A 22,890-nucleotide genomic window follows, 5' to 3' on the forward strand; every position below is an offset into this window, starting at 1 on the left:
GGCACCGCGGTGCCGGCACCATGATCGCCTCGCCCCGCGCGCCGGATTCTAGCTGCGCGCCAGGAAGAGGCGGCTGACGTCATTGAACAAGGCGAGCGAAGTCAAGAGCAAGATGCAGGCGATGCCGACCTTCTGCAGGACGGCCTGCCAGTGGTCTGGAACGGGCCGGCCGGTCAAAAATTCAACGCAATAATACAGCAAATGCCCCCCGTCCAATACCGGAACGGGTAACAAATTCAGCACCCCCAGGCTCACGCTGACAAGCGCCAGAAAGCTGATGAAAGGCTGCCATCCGAGGCCCGCCGCCTTGCCGGCATAGTCGGCCACCGTCAGCGGTCCGCTCAGGTTCTCGAGCGAGGCCTGGCCGATCAGCATCCGCCCCAGCAGGCGCAGCGACAGCACGCTGGTATCCCATACCTGCGCGCCCGCCCGCAACAACGCCCGCACCGGCGTGTCGCGCACGGTTTCCATCTCCACGGCCTGCGTCAGGGCCGCGCCCAGCTTGCCGTTGCCCACTGCAGCCCCAAGGCCCCCACCCGCCGCACTCGCGCTGGCGCCGGCCTGCGCCGCATCGGCCTGGACACGGACCGGTACCGACAGCCGCTGGCCGTCGCGTTCGATCTCCATCGTCACCTGTGCATCGGGGCTCGCGCGCACCAGCCGGATCAGCTGCGATGCCTGCGATACGGGCTCGCCCTGCCATGCCAGCACGCGATCCCCCGCGCGCAGCCCGGCCTGCTCGGCCGCGGACCCGGGCAGCACCTCGCGGATCGACACCGGCCCGCCCTTGAGCGCAAGGCCGAGCGTCGCGAGCGGATCGGCGCGCGGATCGTCGCCGGTTTCCGGCAGGCGCGGCAGCGTCAGCGCGCGCTCGCGCCCATCGACGCCCCGCACGTTGAGCACCGCGCTGGCATCGCCGAAGCCCTGCTCGATCACCGCCATGCGCAGGTCGTTCCAGGAGCGCACGGGTTCGGCTTCCGTCTCGCCCTCGGCCTGCAGCGACAGCACGCGGTCGCCCTCGCGCACGCCGGCCGTCGCCGCCACGCTGCCGGCAGCCGGCGCGGCCAGCACCGGCGCGGGCTCCTGCATGCCACCGGCGAACAGTACGAAATACAGCACCACCGCCAGCAGGAAATTGGCGATCGGACCGGCGGCGACGATGACAAAGCGCTTGCCGACCGGCTGGCGATTGAACGAACGATGCAGATCGCGGGCGTCGACCGCCGGATCGCGTTCGGGATCGCGCTCGTCCAGCATCTTGACGTAGCCGCCCAGCGGGATCGCCGCGATGGTCCACTCGGTACGATCCGGATGCCGCGACACCCAGCGCAGCAGCGGACGGCCGAAACCGATGGAAAAACGCAGTACCTTGACGCCGCACGCCCGTGCGGCGAGGTAATGGCCCATCTCGTGCACGTAGATCAGGATGCCAAGGGCGACGATGAAGGCGAGGAGGGTTTGCATCGGTACGGGCTCAGCCTGGTATGTGCGCGCCCTGGGGCAATCCCTGCGAGGCGGCCGGACGGCCGGCGCCACCGGAGACCAGTGCCGTGGCCAGCTGGCGCGCGTGCCGGTCGGCTTCCAGTACGGTATCCAGCGAATCGGCGGGCTGCGCCGGGCTGCGCTCCAGCACGCGCGCGACGATGCCGGCGATATCGGTGAAGCGAATGGCGCCCTGCAGGAAGCGCTCGACTGCGACTTCGTTGGCGGCATTGAGCACCGCCGGCGCGATGCCGCCGGCGCGCAAGGCATCGAAGGCCAGCGCCAGGCAGGGAAAACGCGTCAGATCGGGCGTTTCGAAGGTCAGCGTGCCGGCCAGGGCAAGGTCCAGCGCGGAGACGCCGGCGTCGACCCGCTCCGGCCACGCAAGGCCGTAGGCGATGGGGGTGCGCATGTCCGGGTTGCCCAGCTGCGCCAGCACCGAGCCGTCGGCGTAGGCGACCATCGAATGCACGATGCTCTGCGGGTGGATCAGGACCTCGATGCGGTCGGCCGGCGCCGCGAACAGCCAGTGCGCCTCGATGACTTCGAGGCCCTTGTTCATCATCGTCGCCGAATCGACGGAGATCTTGCGGCCCATCACCCAGTTGGGATGCGCGCATGCCTGGTCGGGCGTGATGTCGTGCAAGGTGGCCGGGTCGCGGGTGCGAAACGGCCCGCCGGAAGCGGTCAGCACCACCCGGGAAACGCCGGCGCCGTAGCGCGGATCGTCGTTGGGCAGGCACTGGAAGATCGCGTTGTGCTCGCTGTCGATGGGCAGCAGCGTGGCGCCGTGCTCGCGCACCGCATCCATGAAGATCGCCCCGGACATCACCAGCGCTTCCTTGTTGGCCAGCAGCACGCGCTTGCCCGCACGCGCGGCGGCCAGGGTCGGGCGCAGCCCCGCCGCGCCGACGATGGCGGCCATCACGGTATCGGCTTCGGCGTCGGTTGCCACTGCCTCGAGCGCGGCTTCGCCGTGCAGCACGTCGGTGGCGATGCCTGCGGCAGCCAGCTTCCCGCGCAGTTCGGCTGCCGCGCCGGCATCGGCGACCACGGTCCGCGCCGGCCGGAACTCGATGCACTGCGCAGCCAGCTTGTCGACCTGACGATGCGCCGTCAACGCATGGATGGCATAGCGGTCCGGATGGCGGCGAACCACGTCCAGCGTGCTTTCGCCGATGGACCCGGTGGCACCGAGGACGGTGATGCGACGCATGGAAGACGGCGTCTGGAAATCAGCGGACGGCAAGGTCAGTTCAAAGATATAGCGCGAACAGCGCCGCCAGCGGCAGCACCGGTAGCAGCGCGTCGATACGGTCCAGCACGCCGCCGTGTCCGGGCAGCAGGCGGCTGCTGTCCTTCTTGCCGGCCTGGCGCTTGAGCAGCGACTCGAACAGGTCGCCGACCACACTGGCAACCACCATCAGCGTGGTCAGCGCCACCAGGGTCAGCAGCCCCGCGTGGTCGGCGATCCGGCTGAACCAGGTCGGCGACAGCGCGGTGGTCACCGCCAGCCCGAGCGCCACGGCCAGCGCCAGCGCCCAGCCACCGATGGCGCCCTCCCAGGACTTGCCGGGGCTGATCGACGGCGCCAGCTTGCGCCGCCCCACTGCCTTGCCGACGAAATAGGCGCCGACGTCGGCGGCCCAGACCAGTGCGGCGGCCGACAGCAGCACGCCGACGCCGAGCCCGCGCAGCACCATCGCGGCGTGGGCAAACGCGGGAAGCACCAGCAGACCGAGCACGCCGGCAATCAGCGCGAACAGCGGCGTGGTCTTGCGCACGCCGCGCGCCAGCAGCAAGGCGGCGACGATCCATGCCGCCACCGAGGCCTGCAGCAGCCACAGGATGGCGTGGCGGCTCGGCAGGTCATGCCACAGGATCAGCGCGATCACGCAGGCCAGCGCATACAGCAACGGTGCAATGCCGCGCAGGCCAAGCAGCCGCCCGAATTCCCAACCGGCCAGCGCGACGATCACCGCCATCAGTCCGGCCAGCGCCACCGGTGGCGCCAGGAACAGGATCGGCAGGATCAGCAGCAACAGGCACAGTGCGGTAATCACTCGGGTCAGAAGCATGCGCTACGGGTCCTGTCAGTTGGCGGTTGGAAGGAACGCGGGGGAAGCAACATCCGGGCAAGCCGATCAGGCCGTGCCCGACAGCCCATTGGGCGCGACCACCTGGGCACTGGTCCGGCCGAAGCGGCGCTCGCGCTGACGGTACGACGAAAACGCCTTGTCCAGCTCGGCGGCATCGAAGTCGGGCCAGAACACGTCGGTGAAATACAGTTCGGTATAGGCGAGCTGCCACAGCAGGAAATTGCTGATGCGCTGCTCGCCCCCGGTACGGATGAAGAGGTCCGGCTCGGGCGCATAGGCCATCGCCAGATGCGGCGCCAGCGCGGCCTCGTCGATGGTCGACGGATCGATCATCGGCGCGCGCAGCAGCATTTTCTGCACCGCCTGCAGCAGATCCCAGCGGCCGCCATAGTTGGCGGCGATGGTCACCGTCAGGCCGGTATTGGCCGCCGTGCGCCGCTCGGCGTCGGCGATCAGCTGCTGGATGCGAGGGCTGAAGCGGCCAAGGTCGCCGACCACCTTCAGCCGGATATTGTTGGCGTGCATCTTCACGACTTCCCGGCGCAGCGACATCATGAACAGCCGCATCAGGAAAGACACCTCGTCGGCCGGACGCCGCCAGTTCTCCGAACTGAAGGCGAACAGCGTCAGGTAGCGGACACCACGCACCGCGCACGCCTCGACCACCGCGCGCACGGCGTCCAGTCCGCGGCTATGGCCGGCGACCCGGGGCAGATGCCGTTGCGTGGCCCAGCGCCCGTTGCCGTCCATGATGATTGCGACGTGGTTGGGAACGTAGCCAGTTTCGGGGATGGCGAGTGTGGAACTGATGTGCATGATGTTGGAGACGGTAGTGCCGTCGCGGCCGCCATCAGGCGGGCGGCCGCAATGGCCTCAGACCGTCATGATCTCCTTGTCCTTGTCGGCGACCAGCTTGTCGATCTCGGCGACATATTTGTCGGTCAGCTTCTGCACCTCATCCTGGCCGCGGCGCTCGTCGTCCTCGGAAATGCTCTTGTCCTTGACCAGTTTCTTGAACTGCTCGTTCGCGTCGCGGCGCAGATTCCGCACCGCAACCTTGGCGCCTTCCGCCTCGCCCTTGACCACCTTGATCAGCTCCTTGCGGCGCTCCTCGGTCAGCGGGGGCATCGGCACGCGGATGACTTCGCCCATCGTCGCCGGGTTCAGACCCAGGTCCGAATCGCGGATCGCCTTCTCGACGGCGCCGACCATCTTCTTTTCCCACGGCTGCACGGTGATGGTGCGGGCATCGCCCAGGCCAATGTTGGCCACCTGGCTGATCGGCACCATCGAACCATAGTAATCGACCTGAATGTGGTCGAGCAGGCCGGTATGCGCGCGACCGGTGCGGATCTTGGCCAGATCGGCCTTGAACGCTTCGATCGTCTTCTGCATCTTCTGCTCGGCGCTCTTCTTGATGTCGGCGACGCTCATCATAACCTCCGGAATGCTGAATGCGATGACCCCGTCACGCGGGGCCGAAAAACGGATCATTCTACCTTGTGCCAGCGGGCCCGCTACCGTCGCGAGCCGCGGCCGGCGCTTCAAACGTGTACCAGCGTACCTTCGTCCTCGCCCAGGATCACCCGCTTGAGCGCGCCAGGCTTGACGATGGAGAACACGCGGATGGGCAGCTTCTGGTCCCGGCACAGCGCGAAGGCGGTCGCGTCCATCACCTGCAGGTTGCGCGAAATCGCCTCGTCGAAGCTGATGGTCGAGTAGCGCGTCGCGCTCGGATCCTTCTTGGGATCGGCGGTATAGACGCCGTCGACCTTGGTGGCCTTGAGCACCACCTCGGCACCGATTTCCGAGCCGCGCAGTGCGGCGGCGGTGTCGGTGGTGAAGAACGGGTTGCCGGTGCCGGCGGCGAAGATCACGACCTTGCCCTCTTCGAGCTGGCGGATGGCGCGGGGGCGGATGTAGGGCTCCACCACCTGGTCCATGCGCAGCGCCGACTGGACCCGGCCCTCGATATTGGCGTGGCGCATGGCGTCCTGCAACGCCAGCGCGTTCATCATGGTGGCCAGCATGCCCATGTAGTCGGCGGTGGCGCGGTCCATGCCAGCGGCGCCGCCCGCGACACCGCGGAAGATATTGCCGCCGCCGATGACTACCGCCACCTGCACGCCGAGCCGGACGATCTCGGCGATGTCGTTGACCATGCCCTCGATGGTGGACCGGTTGATGCCGAAGGCATCGTCGCCCATCAGGGCTTCACCGGACAGTTTCAGAAGGACACGCTTGTAGGCTGGCATATTCACCCTCGGGCTGGTTCGAGATTTCAATCCCGGCCTCGCCCCGGGCAGCGGCGCTGCCGGGGCCAAGCCGGCTTTCCCCGTCGCCCGCGCTGGAGCCGCCGGGGAGTGCCGGTGCTGGCGGACGACGGCGAAAGCGGGCTTTCGCAGGCATGCGAACGGCAGCGCCACACGCATCCCTGTCTCTACTTGCGCCAAGGGGCACCTTGCGGTGCCCCTCGGGATTATACGGCGGGCCATCCGGCACTTTCGTGCGCCAGCCTCCCGCCAGGCGATCAGCCCTTTTGCGCAGCGGCGACCTGAGCCGCCACTTCGGCAGCGAAGTCGTCCTGACGCTTCTCGATGCCTTCGCCGACCACGTACAGGGTGAAACCCTTGACGGTGGTGTTGGCGGCCTTCAGCATCTGCTCGACGGTCTGCTTGTCGTTCTTCACGAACGTCTGGTTCAGCAGCGAGACTTCCTTCAGGTACTTCTGCACCGAACCCTCGACCATCTTCGCGACGATCTCGGCCGGCTTGCCCGACTCGGCGGCCTTCTGCTCGGCGATGCTGCGCTCCTTGGCAATCAGCTCGGCCGGCACGTCGGCGGCCGACAGCGACACCGGCTTCATCGCGGCGATGTGCATGGCGACGTCCTTGGCGGCAACGTCGTCGCCGTCGAACTCGACCATCACGCCGATACGCGTGCCGTGCAGGTACGAGGCCAGCTTGCCGCCGTTGGCGTAACGGACGAAACGGCGGATCGTCATGTTCTCGCCGATCTTGCCGATCAGCGCCGAGCGCACTTCGTCCACGGTCTTGCCGTCCAGCGGCAGCGCCGACAGCGCAGCCACGTCAGCCGGGCTTTCCTTGGCGACCAGCTCGGCGACCTTGGCGGAGAAGGCCAGGAAGTCGTCGTTCTTCGACACGAAGTCGGTTTCGCAGTTCAGCTCGACCAGCGCACCGGTGGTGCCGTCGATGAAGGTGGCAACCACGCCTTCGGCGGTCACGCGCGAGGCCGCCTTGCTGGCCTTGCTGCCCAGCTTGACGCGCAGCAGTTCCTCGGCCTTGGCCAGGTCGCCGTCGGCTTCGGTCAGGGCCTTCTTGCACTCCATCATGGGCGCGTCGGTCTTTGCGCGCAGTTCAGCAACCATGCTTGCGGTAATAGCCGCCATTTGTCACTCCTTGTTGGTTCACGCCGCCGTCAGCGCGACATCGCGGTCCGATGCGCGCCCACGGCAGTCCGAGTGGTGCCTACCGTCACCCGCCGCCATGATGCCGGCCGCGGATGACAACGATTCAAAAAAAGGGGGCGCACGATGTCGCCCCCTTCTGTTGGCCAGGACCCCGGCCCTGGTGCCGCGCCGGTCAGACCGGCCGGCTCGTGCCATGTGATTGCGTCTGGCGTCGGGGTCCTCTGGCCGCGGGGCCTCAGGCCTCTTCGACTTCGACGAAGTCGTCGCCGCGAGCGGCTTCCACCACGTCCTGCACCGCGTTGGCGCGGCCTTCCAGGATCGCGTCGGCAACGCCGCGCACGTACAGCGCCACGGCCTTGCTCGAGTCGTCGTTACCCGGGATCACGTAGTCGATGCCGTCCGGGGTGTGGTTGGTATCGACCACGCCGATCACGGGGATGCCCAGCTTGTTGGCTTCGGTCACGGCAATCTTGTGATAGCCGACGTCGACCACGAAGATGGCGTCCGGAATGCCGCCCATGTCCTTGATGCCGCCGATGGACTTTTCCAGCTTTTCCATCTCGCGCTCGAACATCAGCGCTTCCTTCTTGCTCATGGTTTCCAGCGCGCCGGCTTCCTTGGCGGCTTCCATGTCCTTCAGGCGCTTGATCGAGATCTTGACCGTCTTGAAGTTGGTCAGCATGCCGCCGAGCCAGCGGGCGTCGACGTAGGGCATGCCGGCACGGCCTGCTTCCTCGGCCAGGATCTCGCGCGACTGGCGCTTGGTGCCGACGAACAGGATGGTGCCGCGGTTCGCTGCCAGCTGACGCACGTACTTCAGTGCGTCCTGGAACATCGGCAGCGTCTTTTCCAGGTTGATGATGTGAATCTTGTTGCGATGGCCGAAAATGTACGGTGCCATCTTCGGGTTCCAGAAGCGGGTCTGGTGGCCAAAGTGGCAACCGGCTTCCAGCATTTCACGCATGGTGATGGACATCTGAATTCTCCACGAGGGTTGGGTCTTAAGCCCGCCCAGACATTCCCGCAAGGGAACACCCCGGATGGACGGACTTGCGATTCAGCGGTGCCGCGGCAAACGAGTCGCGGCACCGCCCCACCAGCGCCGCCGGCACCATTGCCGACGGTTCCAGGTGAGCCCGCGATTGTAGCAACATCCGATCGGAGACTCAAGTCACCTCCCGCAAGTCGCCTGCCAGCCGCCCAGCGGGTGCGTCTGCGCCCAACTTGTGAACAACACACCGCTTCTGGAAGGGAGCGCAGGATGCCAGCACCGCCCGATAATGCGATAATCCCGTTTTGCAATCTGCACGCGCGGCTGCGGCCGCCCGTCACTCCGCATTACAGCATGAGCACCCATATCAAGACCCCAGAAGACATCGCGCAGATGCGTGTCGCCTGCCGCCTGGCTTCCGAAGTCCTCGACTACATCACGCCCTTCGTCAAACCGGGCGTGACCACCGGCGAACTGGACCGGCTGTGCCATGCCTACATGCGCGACGTGCAAGGCACGGTGCCGGCGCCGCTGAATTATGCCCCTCCGGGCTACCCGCCCTTCCCGGGCGCGATCTGCACCTCGGTCAACGACGTGATCTGCCACGGCATTCCGGGCGACCGGGTGCTGAAGAACGGCGATGCGGTAAACCTGGACATCACCGTCATTACCAAGGAAGGCTATTACGGCGACACCAGCCGGATGTTCATCGTCGGCGAAGGTTCGATTCTCGCCAGGCGACTGGCGCAAGTGACCTTCGAGTGCATGTGGAAGGGCATCGCCCAGGTGCGCCCCGGCGCACGGCTCGGGGACATCGGCCACGTGATCCAGCAGCATGCGGAAGCGGCCGGCTACAGCGTGGTGCGCGAATACTGCGGCCACGGCATCGGCAAGAACTTTCACGAGGACCCGCAGATCCTGCACTACGGCAGGCCCGGCACCGGCATGGAACTGCAGGCGGGCATGATCTTCACGATCGAGCCGATGATCAATGCCGGCAAGCGCGACATCCGCACCATGCCCGACCACTGGACCGTCAAGACGCGCGACCGCAGCCTGTCGGCGCAGTGGGAGCATACGGTGCTGGTGACCGACACCGGATACGAAGTGCTGACGGTATCGGCCGGCACGCAGGCGCCGCCCGCGTTCATCACCGACACGGTTCCGGCCTGACGAGACGGGGCGCCAGACGGCGCCCCTGTCGTTTGTGCAGGCGGCCCGGTCCCCTCGTGGAACCACGCCCGCACCCACCTTCGGTCGTACCCTCGCCCAGACCCAGGCACCGCCATGCCCGCCCTGCCCTCCCCCGCCATCGACACCTCCCCGGAACTGCTGCTGGCCAGCCGCGTCCGCGACCGGCTCAAGGCGACCAAGCAATCGCTGTGCGAAGCCTTCACGGCCGGCGGCGCGGTCGCCTCGCTGCTCGCCCGCACCGGGCAGGCGGTGGATACCGCCCTGGTCGAATGCTGGCATGGCCTCGGCCTGCCTGCCGACTCCGCGCTGGTGGCGGTGGGCGGCTACGGGCGCGGCGAACTGTTTCCGCACTCGGATGTGGACGTGCTGTTGCTGCTGCCGGCCGCGCCGGAGCGGGACACTGTCGAGCGGCTGGAGAGATTCATCGGCCTGTGCTGGGACCTCGGGCTCGAAATCGGCTCGTCGGTGCGCACCACCGAGGACTGCCTGCGCGAGGCGCGGCAGGACGTCACCATCCGCACCGCATTGCTGGAAGCGCGCCTGCTGACCGGCAACCGGGCACTGTTCGACGACATGCGCGCGCGCTATCTCGCCGAACTGGATCCGCGCGGCTTCTTCCAGGCCAAGCTGCTGGAGATGCGCCAGCGCCATGCCAAGTATCAGGACACGCCGTACGCGCTGGAGCCGAACTGCAAGGAGAGCCCGGGCGGGCTGCGCGACCTGCAGGTGATCCTGTGGATGACGCGCGCCGCAGGCTATGGCGCCAGCTGGAAGGAGTTGCGCGAGAAAGGGCTGCTGACCGAGCGTGAGGCGCTGGAGCTGGCGCGCAACGAGCGCCTGCTCAAGACCATCCGCGCCCGGCTGCACCTGCTGGCGGGGCGCCGTCAGGACGTGCTGGTGTTCGACCTGCAGACGGCGCTGGCCGAGGCCTTCGGCTACCGGCAGAACAACAACAAGCGCGCCAGCGAACAGCTGATGCGGCGCTATTACTGGGCCGCCAAGGCGGTGACCCAGTTGAACAGCGTGCTGCTGCTGAACATCGAGGCGATGCTGTTCCCGAGCGAGTCGCAGGTGACGCGCCAGATCAATGCGCGCTTCGTCGAGCGCCAGGGCATGCTGGAGATCACCAGCGACGATCTGTACGAGCAATGCCCGCACGCGATTCTCGAAACCTTCCTGGTGTACGAACGCACTCCCGGCGTCAAGGGACTGTCGCCGCGCACGCTGCGGGGGCTGTATAACGCACGCAACCTGATGGACGCCCGCTGGCGCAGCGATCCGGTCAACCGCCAGCAGTTTCTCGCGATCATCCAGGAACCGCAGGGCATTACCCACGCGCTGCGCCTGATGAACCAGACCAGCGTGCTGGGCCGCTATCTGGTCAACTTCCGCCGCATCGTCGGGCAGATGCAGCACGACCTGTTCCACGTCTATACGGTGGACCAGCACATCCTGATGGTGGTGCGCAACATGCGGCGCTTCGCCATCGTCGAGCACACGCACGAGTTCCCCTTCTGCAGCCAGCTGATGGCGAACTTCGACAAGCCGTGGGTGCTGTGGCTGGCGGCGCTGTTCCACGACATCGCCAAGGGACGAGGCGGCGACCACTCGAAGCTGGGCACCGGCGACGCGCGGCGCTTCTGCCGCCAGCATGGCATCGCGCGCGAGGACACCGAACTGATCGCCTGGCTGGTCGAGCACCACCTGACCATGAGCCAGGTCGCGCAGAAGCAGGACATCACCGATCCCGACGTGATCAACGCCTTCGCGAAGGTAGTCGGCAGCGAGCGCTACCTGACCGCGCTCTATCTGTTGACGGTGGCCGATATCCGCGGCACCAGCCCCAAGGTGTGGAATGCCTGGAAGGGCAAGCTGCTCGAGGACCTGTACCGCATCACGCTGCGCGTGCTCGGCGGCGCGCGCGTCGATCCGCATTCGCTATGGGCGCAGCGGCGCGAGGAGACCATCGCCGGGCTGCGGCTGCAGGCCTTCGACCCCGCGCGGGCGCAGGCGCTGTGGGACCGGCTGGATGTCGCCTTCTTCCTGCGCCACGACGCGCGCGATATCGCCTGGCTGTCGCGGCACCTGGCCGACCAGGTCGACAGTGCACGGCCGGTCGTCAAGGCGCGGATCTCTCCGGCGGGCGAAGGGCTGCAGGTGGCGGTCTACGCCAAGGATCAGCCGGACCTGTTTGCCCGCATCTGCGGGTACTTCGAACGCAAGAGCTTCTCGATCCAGGAAGCCAAGATCCACACCACCAGGCATGGCTACGCACTCGATACCTTCCAGGTGATCGATCCGAACAACCCGACCGGCGCCCGCGTCAACTATCGCGACATCATCGCGCTGGTCGAACACGAGCTATGCGAGCGGCTGCTGCAGCAGGCGCCGCTGCCGGAACCTTCCCCGGGCCGGTTGTCGCGCCAGTCGCGCAGCTTCCCGATCAAGCCGCGCGTGGACCTGCGGCCCGACGAGCGCGGCCAGTATTTCCTGCTGTCGCTGTCGGCCAATGACCGCACCGGCCTGCTGTACGCCATCGCGCGTGTGCTGGGCCGGCATCGCGTATCGGTTCATACCGCTCGCATCAATACGCTGGGCGAACGTGTCGAGGACATGTTCGTGGTCGACGGCAGCCGCCTGGCGGCCGACAATCGGCTCGAAATCCAGCTGGAACAGGACCTGCTCGCGGTGCTCGATATCTGATATCGGCGCCCCGACTCAAAACAGATGACGCAAGACTCTTCCCCCAAGCGCAAGACCCTCGGACTCAAGCCCGCCGGCGGCGGCGCTCCCGCGCGCAAATCCGGCCGGCCGCTGCGCGTGTCGGACCTCAATCGCAGGCAGGTGCAGACCGTCGCCGAACGGGTCAAGGCGGTACTGCAGCGCGACCACGTCGCCGGCAAGCCGGCACGCAACGCCGGTGCCGGCCCTTCCCTGCGCGGCGGCCGCCCGGCGCCGGCGGCCGGCAACGATTCCCCGCGCGGCGGAGATCGGCCGCGACGCTTCGGTGACGACGCGCCGCGCGGCGGCGATCGGCCGCGCCGCTTCGGCGAGGATGGGCCTCGCGGCGGGGATCGGCCACGCCGGACCGGAGATGACATGCGCGGTGGCGATCGTCCCCGCCGCTTCGACAAGGATGCGCCGCGGGGCGGCGACCGCCCACGCCGGTTCGACGGCGACGCGCCACGAGGCGGCGACCGGCCTCGCCGATTCGGTGACGACGCGCCACGAGGCGCCGACCGCCCGCGTCGATTCGATGGCGACGCACCGCGTGGCGGCGATCGGCCGCGTCGATTCGATGGCGACGCACCGCGTGGCGCCGACCGCCCGCGTCGATTCGATGGCGACGCACCGCGTGGCGGCGACCGGCCGCGTCGATTCGATGGCGACGCACCACGGGGTGGCGACCGGCCACGCCGATTCAATGATGGCGCTCCCCGCGGCGGCGACCGGCCGCGTCGATTCGATGGCGACGCACCACGGGGTGGCGACCGGCCACGCCGCTTCAATGATGGCGCTCCCCGCGGCGGCGACCGGCCACGCCGCTTCGGTGAGGATGCGCCCCGCGGCGGCGACCGCCCCCGCCGCTTCGGTGACGATGCGCCGCGCGGCGGCGATCGGCCGCGCCGGTTCGACGACGGTGCCCCCCAGCGCAGCGGACAGCAACAACGTCCGCCACGCGCGCGCGGCGAGGTGCGTCCGGCTCGCGCCACCTTCGGCGAGGGCATGGGTCGCTCGCCGAAGAGTGGCTCCGGCCACGACGCAGGCGGCGTTCGCAGTCCGGCGCGTCCCCCCTCCGGCACGCATGCGGCAGGCGCGCGCATGACGCAGGAACATGGCGCCGGTGGCGCCGATGACGGCATGGTCCGGCTGTCCAAGCGGATGTCCGAACTCGGCCTTTGCTCGCGGCGAGAAGCGGACGAGTGGATTCCGCGCGGCTGGGTGCTGGTCGATGGCAAACCCGTCACCGAACTCGGCACGCGCGTGCGGCCCGACGCCACAATCGAGATCCTGCAGGCGGCCCGCTCCGAGCAGGGCGAGCGGGTCACGGTGCTGCTGCACAAGCCGGTCGGCTATGTCTCCGGCCAGGCCGAGGAAGGCTATCAGCCGGCCGCGGCGTTGTTCAAGGCCGAGAACCAGTGGGAGCAGGACCCGACCCGCAAGCGCTTCGCGCCTTGGCAGCACAAGGGCCTGGCCCCCGCCGGGCGTCTCGATATCGATTCGACGGGTCTGCTGGTGCTGACGCAGGACGGCCGTATCGCGCGCCATCTGATCGGCGAAGATTCGGGCGTCGAGAAGGAGTACCTGGTGCGGGTGGTCTGGGAGGATGCACCGGGCGGCCCAGTGGAGCGCAACATCTCGGCGGTCTTCCCCGCCGAGCGGCTCGAACTGCTGCGCCACGGCCTGTCGCTGGACGGCGAGGCGCTGAAGCCGGCCAAGGTCAGCTGGCAGAACGAAGAGCAGTTGCGCTTCGTGCTGCGCGAAGGCAAGAAGCGCCAGATCCGCCGGATGTGCGAACAGGTGGGCCTGAAGGTGGTCGGCCTGAAGCGCGTGCGCATGGGCCGCATCGTGCTGGGCGACCTCCCGGTCGGCCAGTGGCGCTTCCTCGGTCCGTTCGAGAAGTTCTGACGCAGTCGATCCGGCCCGGGCGCCGATGCCCGGGCTGGTCGTTACCGCCCATCAGTCGTCCGACTGCGGGTCCAGATCGGGAAACAGCACGTCGGTAAAGCCGAAGCGGGAGAAATCCTTGACCCGCATCGGGTAAAGGATGCCGCGCAAGTGGTCGCACTCATGCTGCACGACGCGCGCGTGGAACCCCTCGGCGACGCGTTCGATACGCTGGCCCATCAGGTCATGGCCGCTGTAGCGCAGGCTGGTGTGGCGCGGCACCATGCCGCGCAGCCCCGGCACCGACAGGCAGCCCTCCCAGCCGTCCTCCATCTCGTCGGACAGCGGAGTCAATTCGGGGTTGATCAGCACCGTCTTGGGCACCTGGGGTGCGTGCGGGTAGCGGGGGTTGCGCTCGAAACCGAAGATCACCACCTGGAGGTCCACGCCGATCTGCGGTGCAGCCAGCCCGGCACCATTGGCATGCTCCATCGTGTCGAACATGTCCTCGATCAGCGTGCGCAGCTCCGGCGTATTGAAGCGTTCGACGGGCCGGGCAACCTGCAGCAGACGCGGGTCGCCCATCTTGAGAATGTCGCGAATCATGGGCTTTCCTTGAGCGGCATGCCGGCACGGCTTGCCGGCATGCCATGGCGGCCATTATAGCGACGCGTCCGCCCTTCCCGCTGGTGCCCCCAACGCCGGCCGCCCGGGCGGTTCAGGCCCGCGCGCGGTGCAACCGCAGCCACCGCCAGTACGGTTGCCGTGCGGGCTCACCGAACACCCTTTCGACGTCCGGGCAATGCAGGCCAGGCGGCTCCGGCGTGCCCGTCCGCGGGAACTGGCGCCGGCGTCGCACGCGTGCCGCAGCCCGAATCACCTTGCGGATGCACGCACGGGCGGCCGCGTCTCTCGGCGGCGGGCCTCGGCCCTCCTCACCCGCCACGCGCAGGACGAGCCGGCCATGATGACGCAGCAGCAGGCAGCGCAGCCTGGCCAGCAGATGCCTGCCCCAGCTCAGCTGGCCGCATGGCGTCCACTCGAGCCGGAACTGCATGCGCTGCAGCGTGAATCGGCATCTCTGGCATCGATCGCCAGCGAGGGCGATGCGCTCATCGAGCGCAGCGAGTCCCGCCTGAACCGCCTGCCAGTCGTCGATTTGCTCCCCGATTTCGCGTTCACGGATGCGCGCCGCGGCCTGGCCGCTGCCGGGCCGTGGCGTCAGCAACAGCATGCCGTTCTTCAGCACGATCATGGCCGGTCCCGCGACTACAGCACGCCCGGCACACCGACGTAGCGCCGCCGCTGCCCTGCCATCGCCTGCGCCACATGCTCGCGCAAGCGTCGCTCCACGGCCGCTTCGCGGGACTCGAACAGGCGCCGGCCAATGGCCTGGCGCTTGGACAGCTTGAAGCTGTCCCATAGCCGGCGGACGAGCCGTTGCTGCCAGCTTCGCGAGGTCTCCTTCGGCATGGTGACCCGAATGCAAGGGACCTGGCGGACGCAGCCCTCGTAGCGGTTGCGGTTGAGCCGGCAGACGATGCGCTTGTACAGCTGCTGCGCCCACGTCGGGTGAATGCGCTCCCGGCGCCAGACCACGTGCACTTTCCCGCTCCCGCCGAAGGACAGGAACGTATCGTGGGTTTCGTCCGGGCGATTGGTGATGCGGCTGGCGAACGGCAGCAGCTCCTTCTCCAGTGCATCCCAACGCCCCTTGCGGAGCTGCGGGTTGGAGGAAGAGGAAGCGACGTCATAACCCATGGTCATCTCCTGGTTGAGGATGGAAGCCAGAGCATATTTGGCGACGCGGCGCTTCCCCATGGGCCGCCGCTGCGCCGCGGCTTTCCTGGCAAGCAAGCGCTGAAAAACGAAAAGCCGCCCTTGCGGGCGGCTTGCGATTCCCGTCGCACGGCTGCGCCTGGTCAATCCCCCGGCAGCATCGCCCGCATGGCTGCCTCGTCGAGCACCGGCACACCCAGTGCCAGGGCCTTGTCCAGCTTGCTGCCCGCCTCCTCGCCGGCGACCACGTAGTCGGTCTTCTTCGATACCGAGCCGGCCACCTTGGCGCCCGCCGCTTCCAGCCGTTCCTTGGCCTCCTCGCGCGACATGGTCGGCAAGGTGCCGGTCAGCACGAAGGTCTTGCCGGCCAGCGGCGCGTCGTCGGCCGCCTGCGCATCGGCGGCCGGCTCGCTCTCGGGCCAGTGCACGCCGGCGGCGCGCAGCTGCTCGATGCTCTCGACGTTATGGGCCTCGGCGAGGAAACTGGCGATCGATTGCGCCACCACCGGACCGACGTCGTTGACCTGCAGCAGCGCGGCCTCGTCCGCCGCCAGCAGCGCGTCGAGCGAGCCGAAGTGCCGGGCGAGATCGCGCGCGGTGGCCTCGCCGACGTGGCGGATGCCAAGCGCGTAGATGAAGCGGGCCAGCGTGGTCTGGCGCGACGCATCGATCGCGGCGACCAGGTTGGCCGCCGACTTGTCCGCCATCCGCTCCAGCGCGGCAAGCTTGGCCACGCCGAGCTTGTACAGATCGGCCGGCGTGCGCACGATGCCCTGCTCCACCAGCTGGTCGACCACCTTCTCGCCCAGGCCCTCGATGTCCATCGCCCGGCGCTGGGCAAAATGCAGCAGCGCCTGCTTGCGCTGCGCGGCGCAGATCAGCCCACCCGTGCAGCGCGCCACGGCTTCGCCCTCCAGCCGTTCGATATGCGAGCCACAGACCGGGCAGGCGGTTGGCATGACGAAGGCGCGCGCGTGCGCGGGGCGCCGTTCGGGAACCACTGCGACCACTTCCGGAATCACGTCGCCCGCACGGCGCACGATCACGGTGTCGCCAATATGCACGTCCTTGCGGCGGACCTCGTCCTCGTTGTGCAAGGTCGCGTTGGTCACAGTCACGCCGCCGACGAAGACCGGCGCCAGGCGCGCCACCGGGGTGATGGCACCGGTGCGCCCAACCTGCACCTCGATGTCCTCCACCACGGTAGTCATCTCCTGCGCGGGAAACTTGTGCGCGAGCGCAAAGCGCGGCGCGCGCGAGACGAATCCCAGCCGCTCCTGCTCGGCCAGTGCGTTGACCTTGTAGACGACGCCGTCGATGTCGTACGGCAGGCTGTCGCGCCTCGCGCCGACGGCACGGTAGAAGTCCAGCAGTCCCCGGGCGCCGTGTACCACGTCGCGCTCCTTGCAGACCGGCAGCCCCAGCCGCGCGAACCAGTCCAGCACGCTGGCATGGGTGGCGGGCCGCTCGGCACCAACCAGTTCGCCGATGCCATAGGCGAAGAACGACAGCGGACGGCGCGCGGTGATGCGCGGATCGAGCTGCCGCAGGCTGCCCGCGGCCGCGTTGCGCGGATTGACGAAGGTCTTTTCGCCGGCCTCGGCCTGCCGCGCATTGAGCCTGTCGAAGTCCCGGCGGAACATGAAGACCTCGCCGCGCACCTCGATCACCTCCGGCGCGCCCGCCTTCAGCTTCAGCGGAATCGCCTTGATGGTGCGCACATTGGCGGTGACATCCTCGCCGGTCTCGCCGTCGCCGCGCGTGGCGGCCTGCACCAGCCGGCCGCCTTCGTAGCGCAGCGACATCGCGAGACCGTCGAACTTCAGTTCGCAGGCGTATTCGACCGCGTCGGCGGCGGAAAACAGATCGTCCGGTCCCTCGCTGGCCGCGCCGCGCCCGAGGCCCTGCCGGCAGCGCCGGTCGAAGCCGATCACGTCGTCATCGTCGAAGCCGTTGTTCAACGACAGCATCGGCATGCGGTGACGCACCGTGGCGAAGGCGGACAACGGCTGCCCGCCCACCCGCTGGGTCGGCGATTCGGGCGTCAGCAGCTCCGGATGGTCGCGCTCGAGCGCCTGCAGCTCCCGGAACAGCGCGTCGTAATCGGCGTCGGGAATGCTGGGCGCGTCCAGTACGTAATACTGGTAGTTGTGGTGCTCGATCTGCTCGCGCAGCCAGTCCACGCGCGCCACCGGATCGTCCGGTTTCTCGGCGGAATTGTCGGGCCGGGCCGCCTCGCCGGCGGCCCCCACGGTCTTCTTGGCAGACATCGAAACCGCCTTCAGTTGCTGAACAGCCGCAGCGCCACCGGCGACCCGGCGGGCATGCCGCGTGCCTCGAGCTTGTCGTAGAGCGCCTGCAGTTGCTGGAAGATGGCGACGAACGAGGACTCGGTGAGCGGACGCAGGTTGTCGTCGACCAGTTGCGCGCCCATCCGCTCGGCCAGGCTGTTGCCGTACTCGCACATGGTCTTGAAGGGCCGCACCGACTGCGCGGCCACCGCGACGTCGAGCAGCAGCGTGATCTGCTGCCCGGCCTTCACCGTCAGGTCGTCACGCAGGAAGTTGGTGTCGCCGAACTGCAGGGTGAACAGCGGACGCTGCACGCCGTCGGGGCCGGCGTGGTAGCGCGTGAACCGCGTGCCATCGCGCGACAGCACCAGGCCGTCCTGGGTGGCAATGCTCTGCACATAGGCCGCCGACCACGGCGCGCCGTCGGAAATCACGTTGACGCCGAGCTGCACATCGCTGGCGGCCGCGAAGTTGTCGAGCTCGCGCGCATTGCCGACGGTCTCCGTCATGTCGGGCAGTTCGACCGAGGCGTCCAGCGCCTCGGCCAGCGCCTCGACGGCATTGACGAATTCGGAGAACTCGAGCGCGTTGAGCGGGCCGGAGCGATTGGCCAGCTGCACGGCGACCTGCAGGTCCTCGTACTGGTGACCGGCGGTGACCGGCTCCCAGGCGTTCGACGCTTCGTGCAGCCCTTCCAGATGCACCTGCTTGGTACCGGCGCGGCGCAGCCGTCCGGTCAGCGGCAGGATGCGGTCGCCGGACGCCTTGCGCTCCAGATGCAGCGGCACGATGCAATCGATCAGCGGATCGATGGTGGCCGGCCGCGGCTGGCCGTCGGCAATGGTGTCGGGGGCCTGGGGTGCCGGCGCAGCCGCGACCGTGGGTGCCGCCGCAGGGACGCTCGCCGGCGCCGCCGCGGCGGCGCTCGTCGGTTGACGCGTCACGTCGGCAGCGGCCGTTTCCAGGGCGCCGCCGGTCCGGTCGGTTGCGCCGCCCCCCGCCGTGGCCGCATCGGCCGCATCGGGGGTGGCGTCCGGGTTCCCACGCGCATGTCCTGCCGCTTCCTGGGCAGACGGCGTGGCGGCGCCATGACGCGCCTGCACGACGCCGTCGGCGGCCTCGCCGGCCAGCGCCTCGTCAGGCGCGAAGCTGGCGGCGCCCGCCTCGGCGGCGGCGCGCACCGGATCGTCGCCGCTGGGCAGCGGCGGCACCGGCAGGGTCGGCTCCTTGCGCTCGATATTGTGGGGCGGCGGCGTGTCGTGCAGCCTGGCGCTGACTTCCGGCTTCACCGTGTCGCCGACCACCGGCTCGCGCATCGGCGGAATGTCATCGTCGGGCTGCAACGCGCGCGGGCGGCGCGACTTGCGGATCTGCCACTGGTTGTAGGCCACGACCAGCAGCAGCAGAACAATGCCGGCAATGACGAGGGCGGTCTGGAGGTCCATCGTCAGGCTGCCTCCGCCATCGAAACCGCGGCGTCCATATCGACCGCCACGATGCGCGAGACGCCCTGCTCCTGCATCGTCACGCCGATCAGCTGGTGCGCCATCTCCATGGCGATCTTGTTGTGCGAGATAAAGACGAACTGGGTCTTGTCGGACATGCGTGCGACCATGTTGGCGTAGCGTTCGGTATTGGCGTCGTCCAGCGGCGCGTCCACCTCGTCCAGCAGGCAGAACGGTGCCGGATTGAGCTGGAACATGGCGAACACCAGCGCGATTGCCGTCAGCGCCTTCTCGCCGCCCGACAGCAAGTGGATCGTCGAATTCTTCTTGCCCGGCGGCTGCGCCATCACCTGCACGCCGGCATCGAGGATTTCCTCGCCGGTCATGATCAGGCGCGCCTGGCCACCGCCGAACAGCGCGGGGAACAGCTCGCCGAAATGATGGTTGACCTGGTCGAAGGTGCCCTGCAGCAGCGCGCGGGTTTCCTGGTCGATCTTGTGGATCGCGTCTTCCAGCGTCTGGATGGCGTCGTTCAGGTCCGCCGACTGTGCATCGAGGAACGTCTTGCGCTCGCGCGCCGAGGCCAGTTCCTCCAGCGCGGCCATATTGACCGGCCCCAGCGCGTTGATCGCGTTGTTCAGGCGCGTCACCTCGCCTTGCAGGTACGACGGCTTGAGATCCGCGTTCAGCTTGGGCGCCAGCGCCTCCTCGTCGACCTGTGCGGCGCTCAGCTGCTCGGCGAACTGCTCCTGGGCAAGGCGCGCGGCCTGCTCCTTCAGCTGGTATTCGGTGATGCGGTCGCGCAGCGGCTGCAGGCTGCGCTCTGCACCGAGGCGCTGCTCGTCCAGCTGGCGCAGTTGCGCCGACAGCGCGTCAAGCTCGATGCGCGCGGCCGACAGCGCCTCTTCCTTCTGCGCGCGGATTTCCAGCGCGTCCTGCAGCCCGGTGTGCGCGGTCTGCTCGTTGATCGTCTCCAGTTCGGCGCGCGCGTTCTCCAGCGATTCGGCGATGCGCTCGGCCTGATCGCCCGCGACCTGGATATTGCGGCGCAGCTCCTCGATCCGGCTGGCGAGGTTGCGCTCGGCAAACACCGCTTCCTGCGCGGCGCGCTCCAGTTCGCGCAGCTGCTGGCGGGCCGACGTCAGCTTCGCATCCAGCGCCTCGAAGGCCACCTGCTGGTCCTCGTGCGCGGCCTGCTGCTCCGCCAGCGCGGCGTCGTGCTGCTCGAAGCTCGCTTCGGACTCGGCCTTGATCGCGCGCTGCTCCTCGATCTGCGCGGCGATCTCTTCCAGTTCTTCGCGGATCTGGCCGCTGCGTGCCGAATACCGGTCCATCGCCTGCGACAGCTTCAGCACGTCCATCTGCAGCGCATGCACCCGGCGCGTGGCCTGCTCGCTGCGCCCGCGTGCCTCCGTCAGCGACTGGCTGGCCTGCGTGTAGGCGGCATCGGCCCGGCTGGCCAGGCTGCGCGCCTCGTCGGCCAGCAGCAGCTGGGCCCGCGACTGCTTCTGCAGGTTCTCGATTTCCTGCTCGCGCGCCAGCATGCCGGCCTGTTCGGAGTCGGCGGCGTAGAGATGGATCGAATGGCGGTCGATCAGATGGCCATCGGCCACGACGAAGGTGGCGCCATCCGGCAGCGAGGCGCGTCCCGCCAGCGCCTGCGCCATGTCGGCGGCGGTGTAGACGCCGGCCAGCCAGTCCTTCAGCACGGCGCGCAGGCCCGGCTCGGTGACCCGGACCAGGCGCATCAGCGGCTGCAGCCCCGGCGCGGGGTCGCGCGGCAGGCCGGCCGACGGTGGCGCGAAGAAGGCCAGCTTGGCCGGCGGCGCATCGGCGAGCAGGCCCTGGATCCAGTCCAGGTTGGACACTTCGAGCGCCGCCAGTTTTTCGCGCAGCACCGCTTCAAGCGCGTTTTCCCAGCCCGGCTCGATATGCAGCTTTTTCCAGAGCCGCGGCAGCGCGGCCAGGCCATGCTTGTCCAGCCACGGCTGCACCTTGCCTTCGCTCTGCACGTTTTCCTGCAGCTGGCGCAACGCGGCCAGGCGCGCCTCGAGCGAGGCGATTGCCGCGGCTTCGCTCTGCACGCGCTGCTGGGCCTCGCGCCGCTCGGCATCCAGTCGCGGCAGCCGCTCCTCGGCGTCGGCCAGCGCCGCCTGGGCTTCCTCCAGCACGGCTTCCTGCTCGGCCAGTTCGGCGCGCAGTTCCTCGAGCCGGATTTCGTCCGGCCGGTCCAGCCCCTGCTCCTCGCCCTTCAGCCGTTCACGGCGCTGCTCCAGTTGCTGCAGCATCTGGTCGGCGTTGCGCTGTTGCGCCGCCTCCAGCTTCAGCGCCTGCTCGGCCTGCATGATGCTGGCGCGCTGGTCGTTCAGCAGCGCCTGCGCCTCGCGCCACTGCGCTTCCAGCGTGGGCAGCATGTCGCTGTGCTGCTCCAGCGCTTCCTGCGCCTGCACCGTGCGGCCCTCGGCCAGCGCCAGTTCTTCCTCCGCGGCGGCCAGTTCGTCCTCGGCCTGGGTGGCCTTGCCCTGCCACTGCTCGCGCTGCGCAGTCAGCGCGGCGATCTGCGCCTGCGCGCGATTGCGCGACTCGACCACGAAGCGGATCTCGGCTTCGAGCTTGCTGACCTCGGCGTTGGCCTCGTACAGCGCGCCCTGCGCGGCGTGCATGCCGTCCGAGGCGGCGTAGTGGGCGGCGCGCAGCGTTTCCAGTTCCGCCTCGACGTGACGCAGCTGCGCGGTCTGCGCCTCGAGATCGACCTGGGCCTGATCGATGGCGCGCTTGTGGCGCTCCTGCTCGGCGAGCGCCTCGCGCTTGCGCAGCAGCCACAGCAGATGCTGCTTCTCCTCGCCCTCGGCCTGCAGCGCCTTGAAGCGCTGCGCCACTTCGGCCTGCCCTTCCAGCTTTTCCAGGTTGGCGCCGAGTTCGCGCAGGATGTCTTCGACGCGGGTCAGGTTCTCGCGCGTGTCCGACAGCCGGTTCTCGGTTTCGCGCCGGCGTTCCTTGTACTTCGACACGCCGGCCGCTTCCTCGAGGAAGATGCGCATGTCGTCGGGCTTGGCCTCGATGATGCGCGAAATCATGCCCTGGCCGATGATGGCGTACGCGCGCGGGCCGAGACCCGTGCCCAGGAAGATGTCCTGGATGTCGCGCCGGCGCACCGGCTGGTTGTTGATGTAGTAGGACGAGGTGCCGTCCCGCGTCAGCACGCGCTTGACGGCGATCTCGGCGTACTGGCTCCACTGGCCGGCGGCGCGCCCTTCGGCGTTGTCGAACACCAGTTCGACGCTGGCCCGCCCGGCTGCCTTGCGCGCGGTCGAGCCATTGAAGATGACGTCCTGCATCGATTCGCCGCGCAGCTCCGAGGCCCGGGACTCACCCAGTACCCAGCGCACCGCATCGATGATGTTGGATTTGCCGCAGCCATTGGGACCGACGATGCCGACCAGTTGGCCGGGCACTTGGAAATTGGTGGGATCGACGAAGGACTTGAAGCCCGCCAGCTTGATCGAAGACAGTCGCACGGTGGTCGTGAATGGTCGGAATCCGTCAGCAGAGGCGCGCGCGGCGCCCCAAG

At 68.4% G+C, this 22,890-nt stretch carries 17 protein-coding genes; 3 read left to right on the forward strand and 14 right to left on the reverse strand.

The annotated features are described in order from the left end of the window. Window positions 1–48: 48 nt before the first annotated feature. The 8 genes from rseP to rpsB form a co-directional block, all read right to left on the reverse strand. Window positions 49–1,464: an RIP metalloprotease RseP gene (rseP, locus tag K6V06_RS13360; RefSeq protein ID WP_222244124.1), complete on the reverse strand. Its 1,416-nt coding sequence runs from the start codon at window positions 1,462–1,464 to the stop codon at window positions 49–51. 10 nt (window positions 1,465–1,474) lie between these two features. After that, window positions 1,475–2,698 carry a 1-deoxy-D-xylulose-5-phosphate reductoisomerase gene (ispC, locus tag K6V06_RS13365; RefSeq protein ID WP_222244125.1) on the reverse strand — a complete coding sequence of 408 codons (1,224 nt, stop codon included), beginning with the start codon at window positions 2,696–2,698 and terminating at the stop codon, window positions 1,475–1,477. A 40-nt stretch (window positions 2,699–2,738) separates the two neighbouring features. Further along, window positions 2,739–3,560, reverse strand: coding sequence for a phosphatidate cytidylyltransferase (locus tag K6V06_RS13370; protein WP_222244126.1), 822 nt, complete (start codon window positions 3,558–3,560; stop codon window positions 2,739–2,741). A gap of 66 nt (window positions 3,561–3,626) precedes the next feature. Beyond that, window positions 3,627–4,397, reverse strand: coding sequence for a polyprenyl diphosphate synthase (gene uppS, locus K6V06_RS13375; RefSeq protein ID WP_222244128.1), 771 nt, complete (start codon window positions 4,395–4,397; stop codon window positions 3,627–3,629). A gap of 57 nt (window positions 4,398–4,454) precedes the next feature. Further along, window positions 4,455–5,015: a ribosome recycling factor gene (gene frr / locus K6V06_RS13380; RefSeq protein WP_222244130.1), complete on the reverse strand. Its 561-nt coding sequence runs from the start codon at window positions 5,013–5,015 to the stop codon at window positions 4,455–4,457. Between the two features lie 110 nt (window positions 5,016–5,125). Beyond that, window positions 5,126–5,836 carry a UMP kinase gene (gene pyrH / locus K6V06_RS13385; RefSeq protein WP_222244132.1) on the reverse strand — a complete coding sequence of 237 codons (711 nt, stop codon included), beginning with the start codon at window positions 5,834–5,836 and terminating at the stop codon, window positions 5,126–5,128. Between the two features lie 275 nt (window positions 5,837–6,111). After that, window positions 6,112–6,990 (reverse strand): translation elongation factor Ts, encoded by an 879-nt coding sequence (tsf, locus tag K6V06_RS13390; protein WP_222244134.1) that lies wholly within the window; start codon window positions 6,988–6,990, stop codon window positions 6,112–6,114. A 256-nt stretch (window positions 6,991–7,246) separates the two neighbouring features. Beyond that, window positions 7,247–7,987: a 30S ribosomal protein S2 gene (rpsB, locus tag K6V06_RS13395; RefSeq protein ID WP_222244136.1), complete on the reverse strand. Its 741-nt coding sequence runs from the start codon at window positions 7,985–7,987 to the stop codon at window positions 7,247–7,249. A 369-nt stretch (window positions 7,988–8,356) separates the two neighbouring features. Between rpsB and map the strand changes: the two genes are divergently transcribed. The 3 genes from map to K6V06_RS13410 all read left to right on the forward strand — a co-directional run bounded on the left by map (window position 8,357) and on the right by K6V06_RS13410 (window position 13,825). Further along, window positions 8,357–9,175 carry a type I methionyl aminopeptidase gene (map, locus tag K6V06_RS13400; protein ID WP_222244138.1) on the forward strand — a complete coding sequence of 273 codons (819 nt, stop codon included), beginning with the start codon at window positions 8,357–8,359 and terminating at the stop codon, window positions 9,173–9,175. A 114-nt stretch (window positions 9,176–9,289) separates the two neighbouring features. Next, window positions 9,290–11,899, forward strand: a complete 2,610-nt coding sequence (locus K6V06_RS13405) for a [protein-PII] uridylyltransferase (RefSeq protein WP_222244140.1) — start codon at window positions 9,290–9,292, stop codon at window positions 11,897–11,899. Window positions 11,900–11,923: 24 nt separating this feature from the next. Beyond that, entirely contained in the window at window positions 11,924–13,825 is a 1,902-nt protein-coding gene (locus tag K6V06_RS13410) for a pseudouridine synthase (protein WP_222244143.1), read from the forward strand. Between the two features lie 51 nt (window positions 13,826–13,876). Here K6V06_RS13410 and def read toward each other — a convergent pair whose 3' ends face one another. The 6 genes from def to smc all read right to left on the reverse strand — a co-directional run bounded on the left by def (window position 13,877) and on the right by smc (window position 22,837). Beyond that, a complete protein-coding gene (gene def, locus K6V06_RS13415) occupies window positions 13,877–14,410 on the reverse strand; it encodes a peptide deformylase (protein ID WP_222244145.1) in 534 nt (177 codons plus the stop codon). A gap of 112 nt (window positions 14,411–14,522) precedes the next feature. Beyond that, window positions 14,523–15,059: a hypothetical protein gene (locus K6V06_RS13420; RefSeq protein ID WP_222244147.1), complete on the reverse strand. Its 537-nt coding sequence runs from the start codon at window positions 15,057–15,059 to the stop codon at window positions 14,523–14,525. Between the two features lie 14 nt (window positions 15,060–15,073). After that, window positions 15,074–15,565, reverse strand: a complete 492-nt coding sequence (locus K6V06_RS13425; protein WP_222244149.1) for a hypothetical protein — start codon at window positions 15,563–15,565, stop codon at window positions 15,074–15,076. Between the two features lie 161 nt (window positions 15,566–15,726). Then, complete coding sequence (gene ligA / locus K6V06_RS13430; RefSeq protein ID WP_222244151.1) at window positions 15,727–17,853, reverse strand: NAD-dependent DNA ligase LigA; 2,127 nt, start codon at window positions 17,851–17,853, stop codon at window positions 15,727–15,729. 11 nt (window positions 17,854–17,864) lie between these two features. Further along, entirely contained in the window at window positions 17,865–19,319 is a 1,455-nt protein-coding gene (locus K6V06_RS13435; protein WP_222244153.1) for a cell division protein ZipA C-terminal FtsZ-binding domain-containing protein, read from the reverse strand. A gap of 2 nt (window positions 19,320–19,321) precedes the next feature. Further along, entirely contained in the window at window positions 19,322–22,837 is a 3,516-nt protein-coding gene (gene smc / locus K6V06_RS13440; protein WP_222244155.1) for a chromosome segregation protein SMC, read from the reverse strand. Between the last annotated feature and the right edge of the window lie 53 nt (window positions 22,838–22,890).

The organism is Cupriavidus sp. AU9028 (assembly GCF_019795295.1).
Classification (GTDB): domain Bacteria; phylum Pseudomonadota; class Gammaproteobacteria; order Burkholderiales; family Burkholderiaceae; genus Cupriavidus.